This is a genomic window from Desulfovulcanus sp. (assembly GCF_982781345.1).
Genome location: NZ_CEYAEZ010000063.1, coordinates 1 through 16,059, shown reverse-complemented (window position 1 = coordinate 16,059; position 16,059 = coordinate 1). Strand labels below are relative to the sequence as shown.

General features: G+C 40.8%; 15 protein-coding genes and 1 pseudogene. 1 reads left to right on the top strand and 15 read right to left on the bottom strand.

What is annotated here, in order from left to right:
• Nucleotides 1-55 precede the first annotated feature (55 nt).
• The 15 genes and pseudogenes from guaA to AC3WVG_RS09505 form a co-directional block, all read right to left on the bottom strand.
• A pseudogene (gene guaA / locus AC3WVG_RS09575) lies at nucleotides 56-892 on the bottom strand (glutamine-hydrolyzing GMP synthase); the annotation flags it as partial.
• A 223-nt stretch (nucleotides 893-1,115) separates the two neighbouring features.
• Nucleotides 1,116-2,573 (bottom strand): IMP dehydrogenase, encoded by a 1,458-nt coding sequence (guaB, locus tag AC3WVG_RS09570; protein ID WP_488797904.1) that lies wholly within the window; start codon nucleotides 2,571-2,573, stop codon nucleotides 1,116-1,118.
• Nucleotides 2,574-2,723: 150 nt separating this feature from the next.
• On the bottom strand, nucleotides 2,724-3,431 hold the full coding sequence (locus tag AC3WVG_RS09565) for an ABC transporter ATP-binding protein (RefSeq protein WP_252379700.1): 708 nt from the start codon (nucleotides 3,429-3,431) through the stop codon (nucleotides 2,724-2,726).
• Entirely contained in the window at nucleotides 3,424-4,212 is a 789-nt protein-coding gene (locus AC3WVG_RS09560) for an ABC transporter ATP-binding protein (RefSeq protein ID WP_488797903.1), read from the bottom strand. Before AC3WVG_RS09560 ends, AC3WVG_RS09565 begins: the two co-directional genes overlap by 8 nt.
• A gap of 167 nt (nucleotides 4,213-4,379) precedes the next feature.
• Nucleotides 4,380-5,609, bottom strand: a complete 1,230-nt coding sequence (gene livM / locus AC3WVG_RS09555) for a high-affinity branched-chain amino acid ABC transporter permease LivM (protein WP_488797902.1) — start codon at nucleotides 5,607-5,609, stop codon at nucleotides 4,380-4,382.
• 195 nt (nucleotides 5,610-5,804) lie between these two features.
• Nucleotides 5,805-6,707 (bottom strand): branched-chain amino acid ABC transporter permease, encoded by a 903-nt coding sequence (locus AC3WVG_RS09550; RefSeq protein ID WP_488797901.1) that lies wholly within the window; start codon nucleotides 6,705-6,707, stop codon nucleotides 5,805-5,807.
• Between the two features lie 126 nt (nucleotides 6,708-6,833).
• Nucleotides 6,834-7,943: a branched-chain amino acid ABC transporter substrate-binding protein gene (locus AC3WVG_RS09545; protein ID WP_488797905.1), complete on the bottom strand. Its 1,110-nt coding sequence runs from the start codon at nucleotides 7,941-7,943 to the stop codon at nucleotides 6,834-6,836.
• 546 nt (nucleotides 7,944-8,489) lie between these two features.
• The gene (locus AC3WVG_RS09540) at nucleotides 8,490-9,062 is read right to left on the bottom strand and encodes a tetratricopeptide repeat protein (protein WP_488797900.1); all 573 of its coding nucleotides are present in this window, start codon (nucleotides 9,060-9,062) and stop codon (nucleotides 8,490-8,492) included.
• Nucleotides 9,055-9,183 (bottom strand): CcmD family protein, encoded by a 129-nt coding sequence (locus AC3WVG_RS09535; protein WP_353617274.1) that lies wholly within the window; start codon nucleotides 9,181-9,183, stop codon nucleotides 9,055-9,057. The genes AC3WVG_RS09540 and AC3WVG_RS09535 overlap by 8 nt, the downstream gene beginning before the upstream one ends.
• Nucleotides 9,184-9,231: 48 nt before the next feature.
• Nucleotides 9,232-9,885, bottom strand: a complete 654-nt coding sequence (locus AC3WVG_RS09530; protein ID WP_488797899.1) for a cytochrome c biogenesis protein — start codon at nucleotides 9,883-9,885, stop codon at nucleotides 9,232-9,234.
• 268 nt (nucleotides 9,886-10,153) lie between these two features.
• Nucleotides 10,154-10,825 carry a heme exporter protein CcmB gene (locus tag AC3WVG_RS09525; RefSeq protein ID WP_488797898.1) on the bottom strand — a complete coding sequence of 224 codons (672 nt, stop codon included), beginning with the start codon at nucleotides 10,823-10,825 and terminating at the stop codon, nucleotides 10,154-10,156.
• A complete protein-coding gene (locus AC3WVG_RS09520) occupies nucleotides 10,815-11,540 on the bottom strand; it encodes an ABC transporter ATP-binding protein (RefSeq protein ID WP_488797897.1) in 726 nt (241 codons plus the stop codon). The genes AC3WVG_RS09525 and AC3WVG_RS09520 overlap by 11 nt, the downstream gene beginning before the upstream one ends.
• 3 nt (nucleotides 11,541-11,543) lie before the next feature.
• Nucleotides 11,544-13,439 (bottom strand): heme lyase CcmF/NrfE family subunit, encoded by a 1,896-nt coding sequence (locus AC3WVG_RS09515; protein ID WP_488797896.1) that lies wholly within the window; start codon nucleotides 13,437-13,439, stop codon nucleotides 11,544-11,546.
• A 113-nt stretch (nucleotides 13,440-13,552) separates the two neighbouring features.
• The gene (locus tag AC3WVG_RS09510; protein ID WP_488797895.1) at nucleotides 13,553-13,966 is read right to left on the bottom strand and encodes a cytochrome c maturation protein CcmE; all 414 of its coding nucleotides are present in this window, start codon (nucleotides 13,964-13,966) and stop codon (nucleotides 13,553-13,555) included.
• A gap of 290 nt (nucleotides 13,967-14,256) precedes the next feature.
• Entirely contained in the window at nucleotides 14,257-15,288 is a 1,032-nt protein-coding gene (locus AC3WVG_RS09505) for a hemolysin family protein (protein WP_488797894.1), read from the bottom strand.
• Between the two features lie 222 nt (nucleotides 15,289-15,510).
• On the opposite strand from AC3WVG_RS09505, the gene AC3WVG_RS09500 reads away from it, so the two are divergent.
• Nucleotides 15,511-16,059: D-glycero-alpha-D-manno-heptose-1,7-bisphosphate 7-phosphatase (locus AC3WVG_RS09500; protein WP_488797893.1), on the top strand; the 549-nt coding region annotated here is incomplete at its 3' end.

Genomic DNA, 16,059 nt, shown 5'->3' with positions numbered 1-16,059 from the left:
TTTCTTCGGGATCTTCAACACCCTTTAGCCGCCCGAGAAAAAGATCCTGAGCTTAAACATACTTCAAATTCAAATCAAAATGTTCGCGCAAATAGCTTACAACTTCCTCGCCTTCATTCAAGCGCAAAACACCATTGTCAACAAAAATACAATGAAGCCTTTTGCCAATAGCCTTATTTAACAGAACAGCCACCACAGTGGAATCGATACCACCACTTAAAGCGCAGACTACATGATCATCTCCAATCTGCTCACGAAGACTTTTTATTGTTGAATCAATAAAAGAAGACATAGACCATGTAGGTTTTAATCCTGCAATCTTAAATAAGAAGTTGTTAATAATTCTATCCCCTTGTTCTGTGTGAGCCACCTCCGGATGAAATTGGAGAGCATATATATTTTTCTGAGCATTACCTATAGCTGCTACATCGATGCTTTCTGTCTTAGCCAAAATTTCGAAGCCTGGAGGAGGACTCAGGACCGTATCACCATGGGACATCCACACGGTTAGTTTATCTTTAACCTCAAGGCCCTCCCACAGAGGAGAATCTGAGAGTATCTCCAGTTCGGAGCGACCGTATTCCCTATCCTTTGCAGGAGTTACCTCACCCTTAAACATCTGAGCAATAAGCTGCATCCCATAACAAATACCAAGGATAGGAAGTCCCCACTCAAACACTTCCGAATCAATCTTTGGAGCATCAAGTTCACAGACACTTGCTGGGCCACCGGACAAAATTATAGCCTTAGGAGATAAACTTTTTAGTTCATCTATATCTATAGTACAGGGATGAATTTCTGAATAAACACCAGCTTCCCTGATCCTCCTAGCTATTAATTGGGTATACTGGGACCCAAAATCAAGAATAATTACTTTATCTTCAATATGCATAATTACCTTTCCTCAATTTATAATATGTAATTACATGCTCTTTTAATAAAAGTTTATAAAATCCGTAAGAGTTGGTGTAACTACAATAAATTGATTTTTAAAGTTTTGAAAAAAGAACCATCAATATAATTCAACGCTCAAACTTCTAGAGTTTATAAAAACGATAAACAAATTTAATATCTTTTATCTTGTCCAATTCGCCGCCCAACGAGATAAATACAACCTAATAATCTTCAATTCTATAGTTTGGGGCCTCTTTGGTGATAATGACGTCATGAACATGACTCTCTCTTAACCCTGCTAGAGTAATGCGCACAAATCTCGCCTTTTCTTGCAGTTCCTTAACACTTGCACAGCCAACATATCCCATTCCGGCACGCAAGCCACCGATAAGCTGGTAAATAGTCTCACTGACTGGCCCTTTAAAGGGAACCCGCCCCACAATTCCTTCGGGAACAAGTTTGTGAGCTTTGTCCTGAAAATAACGATCCGAACTGCCTTCTTTCATGGCATCAATTGAGCCCATGCCTCTATAAATCTTGTAAGTTCGTCCCTGGTATAACACTGTTTCTCCTGGGCTTTCCTCGGTCCCGGCCAACATACTACCCATCATTACAGAGTCAGCACCTGCAGCAATTGCCTTAACTATATCTCCAGAGAACTTAACTCCGCCATCAGCAATCAAACAACAGTCAGCCTCACGACAGGCCTTGACAGCCTCCATGATGGCTGTAACTTGAGGCACACCCACACCGGCTACTACTCTGGTAGTACATATGGAGCCTGGACCTATACCCACCTTAATTGTATCCGCCCCCGCCTTAATCAAGGCTCTAGCACCTTCATATGTAGCAACATTGCCAGCTACCAGGTTACACTTGGGGAAATTTTTTCTTATTGCTTCAACAGAACGTATAATATTTTTTGAGTGTCCATGCGCAGAATCGAGAACAATAAAATCAGCTCCAGCCTTTATCAGGGCCTCCACACGAGCGTCTCGATCAGGGCCTACGCCAACTGCGGCACCAACCCTTAAGCGACCAATTTCATCCTTGCATGCATTAGGATATTTTCTTATCTTTTCAATGTCTTTTATCGTAATTAACCCTTTCAATTTATTATCTTTGTCAACCACCAACAGCTTTTCAATCTTATTTTTCTGCAAAATTTTCTTGGCTTCTTCTAAGGTAGTTCCAACAGGCACTGTGACCAGGTTCTCGCTGGTCATAACTTCTTTAACCTTGGTAGTCATGTCCTGAACAAAACGCACATCCCTGTTGGTTACAATCCCTCGCAATTGATCATCCTCGACCACAGGAAGACCGGAGATACGGTATTCAGACATCAGCTTGAGCACATAACCTACATTATCTTCAGGAGAAACAGTCACGGGATCTATTATCATACCACTTTCAGATTTTTTTACCTTCTCCACTTCCAGCTTCTGTCGCTCAATGGACATATTTTTGTGGATGACTCCAACACCTCCTGCCCTGGCCATGGAAATAGCCATTCTGGATTCCGTGACTGTATCCATGGCTGCACTAATCAGTGGTATATTTAAAACGATTCCCGGAGTAAGCTTTGTTTGCAAGTCTACCTGATCGGGCAGAACTTCTGAATAATTAGGAAGTAAAAGTACGTCATCAAAAGTTAAACCGGGACCTGTTATCTTTTCCATAATGTCCTCCAGAAATTTTAAGGTAATGGATTTAGTGAGTAAATATGTAAATGAGTGAAAGCTTAGTAGCAAAAAGATATATCACGCAAAGGTCAAATTGTCAGCCTCTTAACACTAATCTTAATCTACTCAACAAGATCGAATATAATCCTAGAGACCTAAATAGGCCTTTTTAACTTCTTCGTTGTCTAGTAAATTTGAGGCTGAATCCTCCAGAGTAATGCGCCCATTTTCCATGACATAGCCTCGATGAGCGATCTTCAAGGCCTGATGGGCATTTTGCTCCACCAAAAAGATTGTCGTATTACTCTCTCTATTAATCTTTTTAATTATTTCAAAAATCTGTTTTATAACCAAAGGAGCCAGTCCCAGCGAAGGTTCATCCAAAAGCAAAAGCCTTGGCCTGGCCATTAAAGCCCTGGAAATCGCCAACATCTGCTGCTCTCCACCACTTAACGTGCCACCTTGCTGGTTCCTTCTCTGGGCCAAAATAGGGAAAAGTTCAAATATATATTCCAGGTCTTTTTTGATCCCATCTTTATCTTTTCTTAAATAAGCTCCCATGTCCAAATTTTCCATCACAGTCATATATGGAAAAATAAGCCGCCCTTCAGGTACTTGAACAATACCTAGAGCAACTATCTGATCTGTGGACATATTATGTATTGGCCTGCCTTCAAAGATTATTTCTCCGGACCTGGGAGGAACTACTCCACAAATAGACATTAATGTGGTTGTTTTCCCGGCACCATTGGCCCCTATCAAAGTAATGATTTCACCTTGTTTCACTTCAAGGGAAACATCATGCAAGGCCTGAATGTTACCGTAAAATGTGTTTATGTTTCTTAACTTAAGCATCATGATCCTCCCCAAGATAAGCCTTGATCACCTGGGGATTTTCCTTGATCTCTTCTGGCCTACCTTTAGCTAGCATGCGACCATACTCCATGACATAAACTAGATCGGAAATATTCATGACTAACTTCATATCATGTTCTATTAACAAGATGGCAATGTTTTCCTCATCCCTTATTCGTTGTATAAGATCTTTTAGCTCTGCTGTTTCCTGAGGGTTCATTCCTGCCGCAGGCTCATCCAGCAGAAGTAGTATTGGTTCGGTGGCCAAAGCTCGAGCAATCTCTAAGCGTCTTTGTGCGCCATAGGGTAAATTCATGGCCACTTCATTTACATATTTTTCCAATCCCACTTTCTCCAGGAGTTTATAACTGTAATCAATAGTCTCCTGTTCTTCCTGCTTTGTTGATTTTCCACGAAATATAGCTCCTAAAATCCATGACCTGGTTCGACAATGTCTGCCAATCATTACATTTTCCAGAACAGTCATATTGGGAAAAAGACGAATGTTCTGAAAAGTTCTGGCCATGCCCAACTCTGTAACCTTATTGGGCTTATAGCCGTTAATTCTCTTCCTCTTATTACCCTTGGTCAGAAGATAAATATCTCCTTCAGTGGGATCATAAATTCCTGTAATACAATTAAAAAATGTAGTTTTCCCCGCCCCATTAGGGCCGATTAACGCAACTATCTCATTTGGATGGACCTGCAGGTCCACACTGTTAAGAGCCCGTAGGCCCCCAAAGTCCATACTCATTCCTTGAACATCTAATATTGGCTGCATATCTTAAACAATTTTTAGTTTTATGTTTTAAGGTTTTACAAAATTATACAAATTAAGCCAGCCTGACTCGCCTGCAAAAACTCTAATGCTCTATCAAAGAGTACTCGAATAATTTTTTTACTCTCTCACTATCTCACGTTTAATATTGTCGCTGAATGGTGCGGCAATTAAGTCGTGCTACTTTTTGAAGTGGCGTCCAATCGACTTTTAGTATTATACTGATATTTTCGCCGCACATTGGCAATAAGTCCCTGCGGTCTAAAAACCATCATCAAGACCATAGAAGCACCAAATATCAACATGCGATAATCTGAAAAGGCACGTAAATATTCTGGTAGGAGAATCATAATAAATGCGGCTAAAATAACCCCCACAATTGAGCCCATGCCACCAAGTACAACTATAGACAAAATTATGGCCGATTCTAGAAAAGTAAAACTGGCTGGATTGATAAAGGTAGTCTTGGCGGCAAAAATTACACCACCAAAACCTGCCCAGGTCGCGCCTAAAGCAAAGGCGGTGAGTTTAGTTTTTATCTTATCAATGCCCATAGCCTGACATGCGATTTCATCTTCTCTTAATGCTAGCCAGGCCCGACCCAGTCTGGAATTTTGCAAGCGGTTAACCACAAATATGGTTATCAAAGCCATAATAACCATCAAATAATAAATATAAATAGTAGCCGATTGAACATCTAAATCAATTCCAAAAAAACCAGGTCTGGGGATATTGGCTATTCCACTGGGGCCAAAAGAAAATTCATCCCAGTTCTCCAAGACCAGCCTGATGATTTCTCCAAAGCCCAGTGTGACAATGGCCAGATAATCACCACGAAGCCTTAAGACAGGAAAGCCCAAAATTATTCCGAAAATAGCAGCTAAAAAACCACCGATGGGTAAGACTGTCCAAAAACCTAACCCATAATGATAGTTTAATAAGGCATAAGAATAAGCCCCAACAGCATAAAAGGCCACATATCCCAGATCCAAAAGTCCGGCCAGACCGACAACAATATTTAGACCCAGACCCAGGAGAACATAAATTAATGCGGAGATCATTATATTGGTCTGGTAAGTAGAAAAAATCAGAGGAAAAATCAGGATAAAAATTAAAAACAAAAAATAAACGGGTCGACTGTAACGAGGTTCAGATACTATTTTTTGCACCAAGCTAAGCTCTGCCTGGCCCATTTCTTTTTTCTTTGCGCCCTTTTCTTTTCTCTCTAGAAGGTAGCGCCACAAAAAAGAAAGAAAAAAACTTCCCACTCCCACCAAGAGCAAATTCTTCCACCTCCATTGGACAATACCCTCAATAGTATCAACCCGAATCACCATGATGGGAAAAGTAAGAAACATAAACCATAAAGAAACAAGAATGGATTTTTTTAAGCCTGACATTAGCTCCTCTATAACTAGTTTAATTATTTTTAGTTAATTGGTTATTAGCGGACTGGTTGATTAGTTTATCGTTGTATGTGATCGCAATTAATTAAAAAGTAACTACAAAAAAAATTAAATGTTACTCTAAATTCACATGTGTCAATAAACCAATCGACCTTTCAGCCATTTCACCATTCAACCAATCAACAAAAGCTAAACTTTTTGTGTCGTTGACCTGCCCAAGATACCAGCAGGACGGAAAATGAGGATCAACACTAAAAGACAAAAGGCGAATACATCTTCATAATCACTGGAAACATAGCCAGTTGCAAAACTTTCTGTCCAGCCCAGGACAAGCGCCCCTAAAACTGCGCCAGGGATACTACCAATTCCTCCTAGTACTGCAGCGGTAAAAGCCTTAATTCCGGCAATAAACCCGATATAAAAATTTATTTGTCCAACATAGGAGGCAATCAAAACTCCACCTATGGCAGCCAACGCCGAGCCTATAACAAAAGTCATGGAGATGACCCGGTCCACATTAACCCCGGTCAACATGGCCATCTTCTTGTTTTGAGCAGTTGCCCGCATGGCCTTTCCAATACGGGTAAACTTGATCAAAAAAGTCAATAAAACCATGACTACAGCGGTAGTCAAAATTATCACCAGCTCAGCTGATCCCATAATATGATAGTATGGTTCCATAAACTCAAATTCAGGAATAAGATTGGGAAATGGCAAGAAATCTGAAGTCTGAGCCAGCAGAACATAATTCTGCAAAAAAATGGACATCCCAATGGCACTAATGAGAGGCGATAGCCTTGGAGCATTACGCAAAGGCTTATAAGCTATTTTCTCAACGGTATATCCATAAGCAGAAGAATAAACTACAGCAATCAGGGTTGCTAAGATAAGAATAGAGACTGTATTTAAACCTAAAAGTGACAAAACTCCGGCTACAATTAGCGCTGTAAAGGCTCCGATCATATAAATTTCACCATGGGCGAAATTTATTAGTTCGATAATACCATAGACCATGGTATAGCCCAGGGCGATTAATGCGTAAATACTACCTTTTGTTAAGCCCCCAAAAAATAATTCGAGAAAGTAATCCATTTTTTTCTCTAACTGTGATGTTTTAGTTTTAAGTTATTGGTTAAATTTAAGTACTTAAGTATAAAATATGATGCGCCTATCCGTTCAAGGTAGGATAGGCGCATCAGAGCCATCAATGGTTATAACCTATTTAACCTCTACAAATTTACCATTTTGAACCTGGTAAACAGAAAATCCTACGCCTTCAGCATCACCTTTTGCATCAAATTTAATTTTACCTAATGGGGTGCTTACATACTGAGTACGTAAAACTTTAACAATAGATTCATATTTTGTTGAACCAGCCTTCTCAATAGCATTCAACAGGGCTTCTGTTGCTGCATAAGCATTTTCAAAGAAAGGTCCAGGATCGGTGCCAAACACTTTTTTGTGCTCTTTAACTGCTTCCTTATATTCCGGATTATTGGAAACATCTCTAGGTCCAGACGCGTAAACGCCTTCTGCATATTTGCCGGCCACTTTAATAAAAGATATATCTTTTACCCCATCACCTGCCAAGAAAGGAATTTTGACTCTTTTTCTACGCATTGTAGTCACAATTTTAGATGCCTCTGGATGGTAACCGCCAAAAAGCACGACATCCGGTTTGGCCCTTTTGATTTTTTGCACTACTGCTGAATAATCAACACCGCCCGGTGTCACACCTTCAAAGAGAACTACTTTAGCCCGACCATCCTGCTCTATAAACTTTTTCTCCATTGTTGCCAGTCCCTTGCCGTAATCACCCTTGTCGTGAATAATGGCAACCTTTTTCGCCTTTAAATAATTCAAGACAAAATCAACATCCAGTTTAGCCTGGGCATCGTCAGGAGCTATGGTTCTGAAAAAATTGGGATACATGCCGCTTTGAGTGAGCGGTGGGTTGGTAGAAGCAGGAGAGATAGCTACGATTTTAGCATCCTTATAAATAGTCAAAGCCGCCTTTGTAGCACCACTACAAATATGCCCAATTACTCCAGCAACACCATCTGAAACAAGCTTTGTAGCAACATTAGTGGCCAACTCGGGTTTACACTGATCATCTTCTTTAACCATTTCGATTTTTTTACCTAAAATGCCACCTTTAGCGTTATACTTGTCAATCACCAGTTTTGCTGCATTTATTGAGGGCAGACCATAAGAGGCCAGGTCGCCACTATGCGGACCTGCCACACCAATTTTGATTGTTTCCCCGGCAAAAACCAAGCCTGCACCAAGGACAACCAGGGCCACGGATAAAAATAAGCGGCCCAACATCTTGCCTGCAAAATTTCTGTTCATCTTAACCTCCTAAGATTTTTATGATATTTTTAGAGCATCAAGCCCTCTTCACCTTTGGTTACTGAGTGCTGCGTAGCTATCATCAAGCAATAATACCTGTCAAACAAACTGTCTGGGTTGAGGAACTGTTATTTAGAGTTTTAATTTTGTCTGTACGGCTTTAGATAGACGCAAGTTCAAGACTATAAAATTTTTTTGATTTCTTATCCTCCAATCATTCTTTCCTTGAGCCCCACTATCTCTCAAAAAACAGGTTCTTCATCAAACACCTCAACATCTTTGAACTTTCTGCCATAAAGGTATTTTCATTCAACAGGCTCAGTCCTCTATCCTATTCTTGTTATCTTAATTCTTTCACAAACAGGTAAGATGCGCCTGCAAAAAGGGACTTTTTGGAGGCAATGTTGAATTTTGAATGATGAATGTTGAATTATTTGAACAGGTTACAAGATGAAGATGTTTGTCAAAACTGTAAAATTTTAATTATTGCAGTTGCATCAGGTAACCTGCCAAAATCTAAAATTAATCTTTTTTTGGACTATGCATTTCTCTTTGCACTGCTTCTAATAATTCTTTATCATCAGGTCGCATGTCTAAGATTTTTTGTAAATACTTCTTGGCCTCATCCTTATTATCTAGATAATATTTATATATAATAGCCAGGTTATAGTAAGCTCTGTAGTTTTTGTTATCAATTTTAATTAATTTTAAGAATGTATCTCTTGCCTGTGGATATTTACCCAACTCAAAATAACAAACCCCTATTTGATTTAAAGCCATTTTATTCTCTGGTTCGATGTCTAAAACTCTGCCCCAAAAATCCATGGCCTTTTCCCAAGCACGCATATACATGAATCTGTTTCCAAGAGATGTTAAGACTTGGATATTATCAGGTTCTTTTTCCAGCGTCTGCATTAGAGAGACTATCTCCATCATTGGATTCTGGGCCTGTTCCTGCTTGTTATGGACAACAAGAGTCAGAGAAGGGGATTTTACTCTATAAACAAGTGAAGAAACAAAGATCAGAAGCAAGCACCCTAAACCAAAAAGACTTACAGTTTTTTGAATATTTATTAGATTCAATGCCCTACTCATTATTTAATAACTCCAGTTGCTTAAGTTTTCTTTCTAACTTTTTTGCCTTGGTAGCCAGAAAAAATAAATAGCCACCGATTCCCAGCCAAATGATTACATTGCTAATAATCAAATACTTCACTTCTCTCCCCGTTACTCCCAAGTTAAAAGTTGGACGCTAAAATGTAACTCAAAACTTGATTAAATCTTTTACTCTCTGATCTATGATAATCTGTCTCCAGCGCAGCCCAATAACAGATAAAGTCAAAAAACCCCAAGCAATAACGCAAATAATTACAGTATGCCACATTTCAGGCTCTAATCCTCCCCCCTTAGCAGCAAAGACAGCAGGATGAATACTACGCCAAAGCCTGGCCGAAAAAAAGACCAGAGGGACATCCAAAAATGCAACTATCCCCAAAGCCGCGCAAATTTTTTTCCTTTTCTGCTCATTTAAGGGGGCAGTTCGTAAAACTAAATATCCGCTGTAGACAAACCACATGACTAAAGTCGTGGTCAAGCGCGGGTCCCAGGTCCACCATGTATTCCAGGCAGCGCGCCCCCAAAGAGATCCACTTATCAAGGCCAAGGTACTGAGCACCACGCCAAATTCTGCAGAAGCTCCCGCCAAGGCATCCCATTTACTATCTTCTTTAAACAAGAATAAAATACTTGCCGCAAAAACCACAAAAAAGCTGAATAAGGCCCACCAAGCCAGTGGAAGATGAAAATAAAATATTTTTTGTACTAAACCCATTGTTTCTTCTAGTGGAGCATAGACCCAGATGAAATACTGGGATGCAATCAGGCCAATCAAAGCTAATACTGCAAGTATTGCGGACAAACCACACTCCTTTTGAGTTTATTAACTTTATAAATCCCTTAACTTATCTTCCCAAATTCCTCTACATTCTTCCCAAAAATCAATCGTCCCGCTCGTAACCCCGATCTTAGAGCCTGTGGCCGAACCTTTTTATCAACATTTCCATGGTTTATTCTAGTCTTGATTTCTTTCACGCTGGTACAAAGACTTGGACCCATGCCATTTGTAATGCATTTCAGAAATCAAAACTTTCAATCAACGATTAAAATAGGGTTTGGCCACAGGCTCTCTATTCCCCGGTATAGATAAAAGGAAATAAAATAAGTGCGGCTCCGGTAAACAGAGCGTCAAAAGAAAAAATAAGGCCGAACCAGGATCCGGGACTCTCTAAGGTAGCCCCGAAATATAAAGCACCTAGACGAATTCCAGCCAGAAGAAGCGGAATAAGAAGAGGAAAAACTATAATACTCAAAAGAGAGTCCTTGGTATTATGGCCTTGAGAAACAGCACCTAAAAGAGAACCAATACTAACTAACCCCCAGTCTACGCCCAAGAGTAAAATCAGGGCCTTTGGCCAGGAAATCAGGGTTTCTTGCCCTAAAAACACGACCACTGCTGGCAAAAAAACTATCTGAGCCAAGATCAACAACAAAGCTCCGGCCACAGCCTTGCCTACCCAGATCATTTGCACTGGAATTGGAGCCAAAATTAAACCAATGCGGGAGAGATTTTCCTCCTCTACAGAATACAGGGTATTAAATACAAGGATAAGGGCAAAGCTTGAGGCCAGCCAGAAGATTGCTGCTGCCCCTTGAGGCGAAACCTTTTCGCCCACAGGATTGGCCAGGCTAAAGACAAAAATGAGTAGCAACCCCAAAAGAACGGCCTGTACCAGCCCTCCTCCACCAGAAAAGATAAGTTGCAGGTCTTTGCGGACAATAGCCCAGGTTTTAAGAGTCATTGGCCCCCTCTAAAGAAAAATCCTCGCTTGGTCCGGAAAAGACAATCTTTTTCCCCTGAAGTAAAAAGATATGATCAGAAAAGGAAAACTCTTCCATATCATGACTTATCCAAACAACTCCGGCGCCATCTTTACGGACTGTTTCGATCTCTGAAATCAAACGGTCACGAGAGTCTTTATCCAAACCGGTGCCTGGCTCATCTAAAAACAGGAGTCTGGGTTTTAGCATGATAACCCTGGCAAGACTTAGCCTTTGGGCCATCCCGCGAGAAAAATTTCCTGCTTTCTCATATACAAAAGCCCCAAGACCAACACGTTTTAATATCTGGATAAGTTCATCTTCACTAAGACTCAAGCCATACAGAGAATTCCAAAAGTTAAGGTTTTCAAGGGCAGAAAGAGAAGAATAAATAAAAGTTTGATGACCTAGATAGGCAATCTGCTCCCTGGGAAGTGTGAGCCTCACTTCTCCTTGGCTAGGCTCAATGATCTCCGCCATAATTTTAAGCAAAGTTGATTTACCCGCGCCATTGGGTCCGGCCAAAATATAAACACGTCCGGAGAGAATTTCCAGACTAATATCTTTAAAAATCAATCTCTGGCCAAAAAAATGAGCTACATTTTTTAAGCTGACCAACAACTGCCTGGCCGGAAGCTCTGCGTCAGGCTCAGGGATATTGGCCCTGGTAACAGATTTGAATTCTTTTACACTCATCTTTTAAGCTCTCAACGTCCCTCTCCTGTTCATCGCTAAGAAGCCAAGGATACAAACAATGGTCCCGCCAATCCAAATCCAGTTAATCAGGGGATTGACACTAATTTTCAGACTTATGACCTTACTTTCATCAAAACCTAAAAGGGTAGCGTAAAGTTCATCACCCAAAGAGGGCAAGACAGAAACCTCGGCAAAGGGTTGTTCGAAATTGCGATAAATCCTTTTTTGCGGAAATAATTCCCCGATTTTTTTCCCATCTTTATAAACTTCTAGCTTAGCCTCATAAATGGCCATGCCTGGAGTAAATTCTTCTTTAAAATCGATGTATTTTACTTCATATTCTTTTATGGACACTGTTTTATTTAGGGATAAGATAACTTCTTTTTCCTGTTTATACGGACCAGAAAAAGAAATGCCCAGAACGATCAAGGCTATACCCAGATGTACTCCATAAATACCCCAATATACCCTTTGCCTCCTTAATGCTTGCTGGCGCATAAAAAGGAGTACAATAGACAGGCAAATAGTTATGGCTGAACCGGCACCCAAAAGAGGTAAGATATCTCTTATCCCTGATATCCACAGAACTATAAAGCTTGAAAGCAAAAAAAGTGCTATTATAAAACCAAATTTCGGATCCGTTAGACCCCTTTTCCATTTCAGCCAGGGACAGATACAAAGGAGAAGTGACATAACTACAAATAAAGGCAGACAGACTCGGTTATAGAAACCGGCCTCCAGTCCCACTGTATTACTGGTCCAGAGGCTGGAGATTACAGGCCACATAGTTCCCAGAACGACAATCAACCCTAGAGCTATAAAGAGCCAACTAAAAAGAAGCATGGCCCCCTGCCTGCTCAAGGGAGCATCCATCGCCTTACTGTTTTCTTTTACTGTGAACATTAGAAAAAATGTGACTAGAAACGAAAGAAACATCAACCATAAAAGGGGAACTCCTACTCCTTTACTACCAAAGGCGTGCAATGAATCAATAACGTTGCTTCGCACCAAGAAAGTGGCAAAAAAGCAGCTAATAAGGCTTAAGGCCATAAAAAATAAATTGGTCCTTGCCAGGGCTCTTTTTTGACGTCCGATTACTGCTGTGTGTAAATAGGCCGTGCTTATCAACCAGGGTATTAACGATGCGTTTTCAACCGGGTCCCATGCCCAATATCCACCCCAGCCAAGCTCCATATAAGACCACCATGCGCCTAAGATTATACCTGCGCTCAAAGCGATCCAGGCAAATAAAATCCAATTACGTCCCTGCCTCATCCAGGAAAATTGGTCACCAGTAACCCAATTGGCAAAAGCTAGACAAGTGGGGATGGTAAAGCCAGCATAACCTAAAAATAAAAGTGGCGGGTGAAAAATCATGCCTGGATTTTGGAGAAGCGGATTCAACCCCTTACCAGACGTTGGGGTGGGAACAAGTTTTAAAAAGGGATTGCTGGGGCCGGTAAGCATAAGTAGAAAGAAGGCCTCAACCAAAAAATAAAATCCCCAAAAGAAGACCTTGGTTTTCGAGTCTAGCTCTTTATAAGTTGGTGAAAATATAAAACAAAAGCCCAGGATAGATAAAACCCAGGACCAAAACAGAAAAGAACCATCCTGCCCGGCCCAAAAGGCAGTCAGGGCATAAAATAAAGGCAAGAACTCATCAGTATAATCATGGACATAAGCAAAGGAAAAATCCCGTATCCCCAAGGCCCAAAAGAGAATGAGAGAGCTTAAACTAATTAAAGCTAGCGACGCTATCTGGCCCCGCTCCATCCAGGCGAGTATATTTAGCTCACTCTGGCCATTATTTCGCTTTAATACTTGATAAAAACCTGCCCCACCTAACAAAATCAGAACCAAAAGAGATAATAGAAGAGAAAAAAAGGCAATAAAATGCATTTTTAATTCACCTTACTCTAGCTTAGTTATATAAAAAAAGAGGATGGGCTCACCCATCCTGATCCCCAGTTCTTTCATCCATCCCGCCCCTGACGTGACTGCATGGGCGTTCCCTAAGGAGCCTTTTTCTTATATTTGGATGGGCACTTGGTCATAAGGGTTTTGGCCAAAAACAATTGGCCATCTGATGCAATCTTACCCTCCACAATCACCTCTACACCTGGCTTAAAAGTATCAGGTACAGCACCTAAGTATTTAACTTTTATAAACTTTGATTGATCGTCCTTGTCAACCAGGTTAAAGGTCACACCCAACCCACTTTCTTCCCTAATAATTTCTTTTGCGGATACCTTACCAAATAGCCGGGCCTGACTTAAATTTTCTGTCCCCATGGCCAGGGCTTCTGAAACTTTTAAAAAATAGACACTGTTTTGCGAAAGCCCGGACCAAACCAAGTATCCTATTCCAGAAAAAACAAGGGCGAAAGCTACGATATATATCCATTTTTGGTTATTTTTTTTACCCACTTTCAACTCCCCCTATAACATTTGTGCGAAATATAGTTTTTCGCTGTATTCCTCTCCTAAATTGAACGATTTTTAATTGAGCCTTGCATTAAACATATTGGAATAAAAGTACATTTTGAGCCAACGACTTTCTTCCAATGGGTGAGATTCCACGGGCAGCATCGCTGCCCTCGCAATGACTTAGCGCTCATCCTGTCATTGAGAGGAGCAAGCATGAGCGAAGCGACGAAACAATCTCAAACTTTAAACTACAAAAAAACGCACAATTTAAGTCACAAAACAATCTAAATTCAGCTACCTATTAACTTCTTTCGCTGTTCTCGGGCCAACTGGCGCATATCCACTACTTGATCGGTTTCATCCACAATCTCTTTCCCTAAAATTTCTTCCAACACATCTTCTAAAGTAACTACACCAGCAACTCCGCCGTACTCATCCAAAACCACAAATAAATGCATCCTCGACTCCAGAAATTTGATCAGTAAGCGATCTAAAGTCAAGCTCTCCAGCACAAAATGAACTGGTTTCATCAAGTCCTCAAGCTTTAACTCATCCTGGTCGTTAGCTAGAGCCTCCAAAACCTCGCGGCGATATACTATACCCACAATATCTTCAGGATCATCGTCTGCGTACACAGGGATACGGCTATGTGGCCATATAGTCTTGGCCTTCCTGGCCTCGGCAACAGTCAGGTGGGCCGGCAAGGAAAAGACTACCATGCGTGGAGTCATAATATCCTTGACTGTTTTTTTGTCCAAGGACAAGATATTTTGAATGGACTGCTCTTCGTAGGGTTTGATGGCTCCGGCTTTACGAGTGAGGCTGATTACAGCCAACAAGTCTTCTTCCGAAACTGGTGGAGTAACCTTTTTTTTCTCAATAAACTTAACCAGAAAACGACAAAGACTTATTACTGGCTTTAAAAACAGGACTAAATATAAAAGAGGCTTGGCAAAGACCGGGGCCAACTTTTCATTATAGACAACCCCGATAGTTTTGGGGATAATTTCTGAAAAAATAAGAATAAAAAGAGTAAAAAATATAGAAAAATAAAAAAGATTTTCCTGGCCAAAGACTTCTGCCGCGGCAGCCCCGGCAACAGCAGCTCCGGCAGTGTTAGCAATGGTGTTTAAAGTCAAGATTGCCGTGATGGGCTGCTCTATGTTCGAACGTAATTCATGTAATACCTGACCACTTTTGCGACCCAGACCTTTTAACCGTTCAATAAAGGTCCACGAGACAGAATATATAACAGCCTCAGCAACTGAACAGACTGCTGAAATACCCGAGGCCAATGCTACAGCAATAATTAGTTCCCACATGTAAAAATGACTGAACTGAGCTAAGGGTTAAAGTGGCAGAAGCTTAGCATCCCTGCTAATCTCCTGATTTAATGACAAAATTTTTATACTTAGAAAAATGAGAGAAATTAGACTTTAGTGTACTTTAAACACTTTCGCAAGCTTGACCTGAACGAAAAAAGAGATAAGCCAAAAGCTCATCTCACAACGACAAAAATTTATACACAAACAAAGACAATCGCCATGAAAATCAAAAATGTTTTTTTGGATCGAGACGGAACAATTATCTTTGAAAAACACTACCTTAGCGACCCAAAAGAAGTAGAACTCATCCCAGAAGCAGGCTCAACCCTGGCAGCCATGCAAAAACAAGGATGCCGTTTATTTTTGATTACGAACCAGAGTGGTATTGGCCGGGAATATTTTAAGGTAGAAGATTACCTGGCGGTTCAGGGAAAGCTAGGAGAACTACTTGCTACTTTCCAGGTGAATTTTACTGCCACCCGATATTGTCCGCACCGACCTGATGAAAATTGCCACTGCCGCAAGCCAAAAACTCTCATGTGGGATAAGCTAAAGAAGAAATTTGACCTTGATCCAAAAGAAAGCATTATGATTGGTGACAAAGAGGCTGATATCCTCTTCGGCCGCAATTGTGGATTTAAGAGCTCTATTCTGGTGCTCACCGGTCACGGCTTAAAAGAGGCTGAAAAGTTAGAACTGCCATGTTTGACTGGTTCCTGGATGAAACTTACTCCCCAAAAACCTAATTGGCCCGATATTGTAGCCAGG

Bases quoted from the DNA above. Each gene is read 5' to 3' on its own strand.
- AC3WVG_RS09525 (WP_488797898.1), bottom strand. From the start codon at position 10,825: ATGACTCTTAAAACCTGGGCTATTGTCCGCAAAGACCTGCAACTTATC.
- AC3WVG_RS09540 (WP_488797900.1), bottom strand. From the start codon at position 9,062: ATGAGTAGGGCATTGAATCTAATAAATATTCAAAAAACTGTAAGTCTT.
- AC3WVG_RS09545 (WP_488797905.1), bottom strand. From the start codon at position 7,943: ATGTTGGGCCGCTTATTTTTATCCGTGGCCCTGGTTGTCCTTGGTGCA.
- AC3WVG_RS09560 (WP_488797903.1), bottom strand. From the start codon at position 4,212: ATGCAGCCAATATTAGATGTTCAAGGAATGAGTATGGACTTTGGGGGC.
- guaB (WP_488797904.1), bottom strand. From the start codon at position 2,573: ATGGAAAAGATAACAGGTCCCGGTTTAACTTTTGATGACGTACTTTTA.
- AC3WVG_RS09565 (WP_252379700.1), bottom strand. From the start codon at position 3,431: ATGCTTAAGTTAAGAAACATAAACACATTTTACGGTAACATTCAGGCC.
- AC3WVG_RS09515 (WP_488797896.1), bottom strand. From the start codon at position 13,439: ATGCATTTTATTGCCTTTTTTTCTCTTCTATTATCTCTTTTGGTTCTG.
- AC3WVG_RS09505 (WP_488797894.1), bottom strand. From the start codon at position 15,288: ATGTGGGAACTAATTATTGCTGTAGCATTGGCCTCGGGTATTTCAGCA.
- AC3WVG_RS09520 (WP_488797897.1), bottom strand. From the start codon at position 11,540: ATGAGTGTAAAAGAATTCAAATCTGTTACCAGGGCCAATATCCCTGAG.
- AC3WVG_RS09550 (WP_488797901.1), bottom strand. From the start codon at position 6,707: ATGGATTACTTTCTCGAATTATTTTTTGGGGGCTTAACAAAAGGTAGT.
- livM (WP_488797902.1), bottom strand. From the start codon at position 5,609: ATGTCAGGCTTAAAAAAATCCATTCTTGTTTCTTTATGGTTTATGTTT.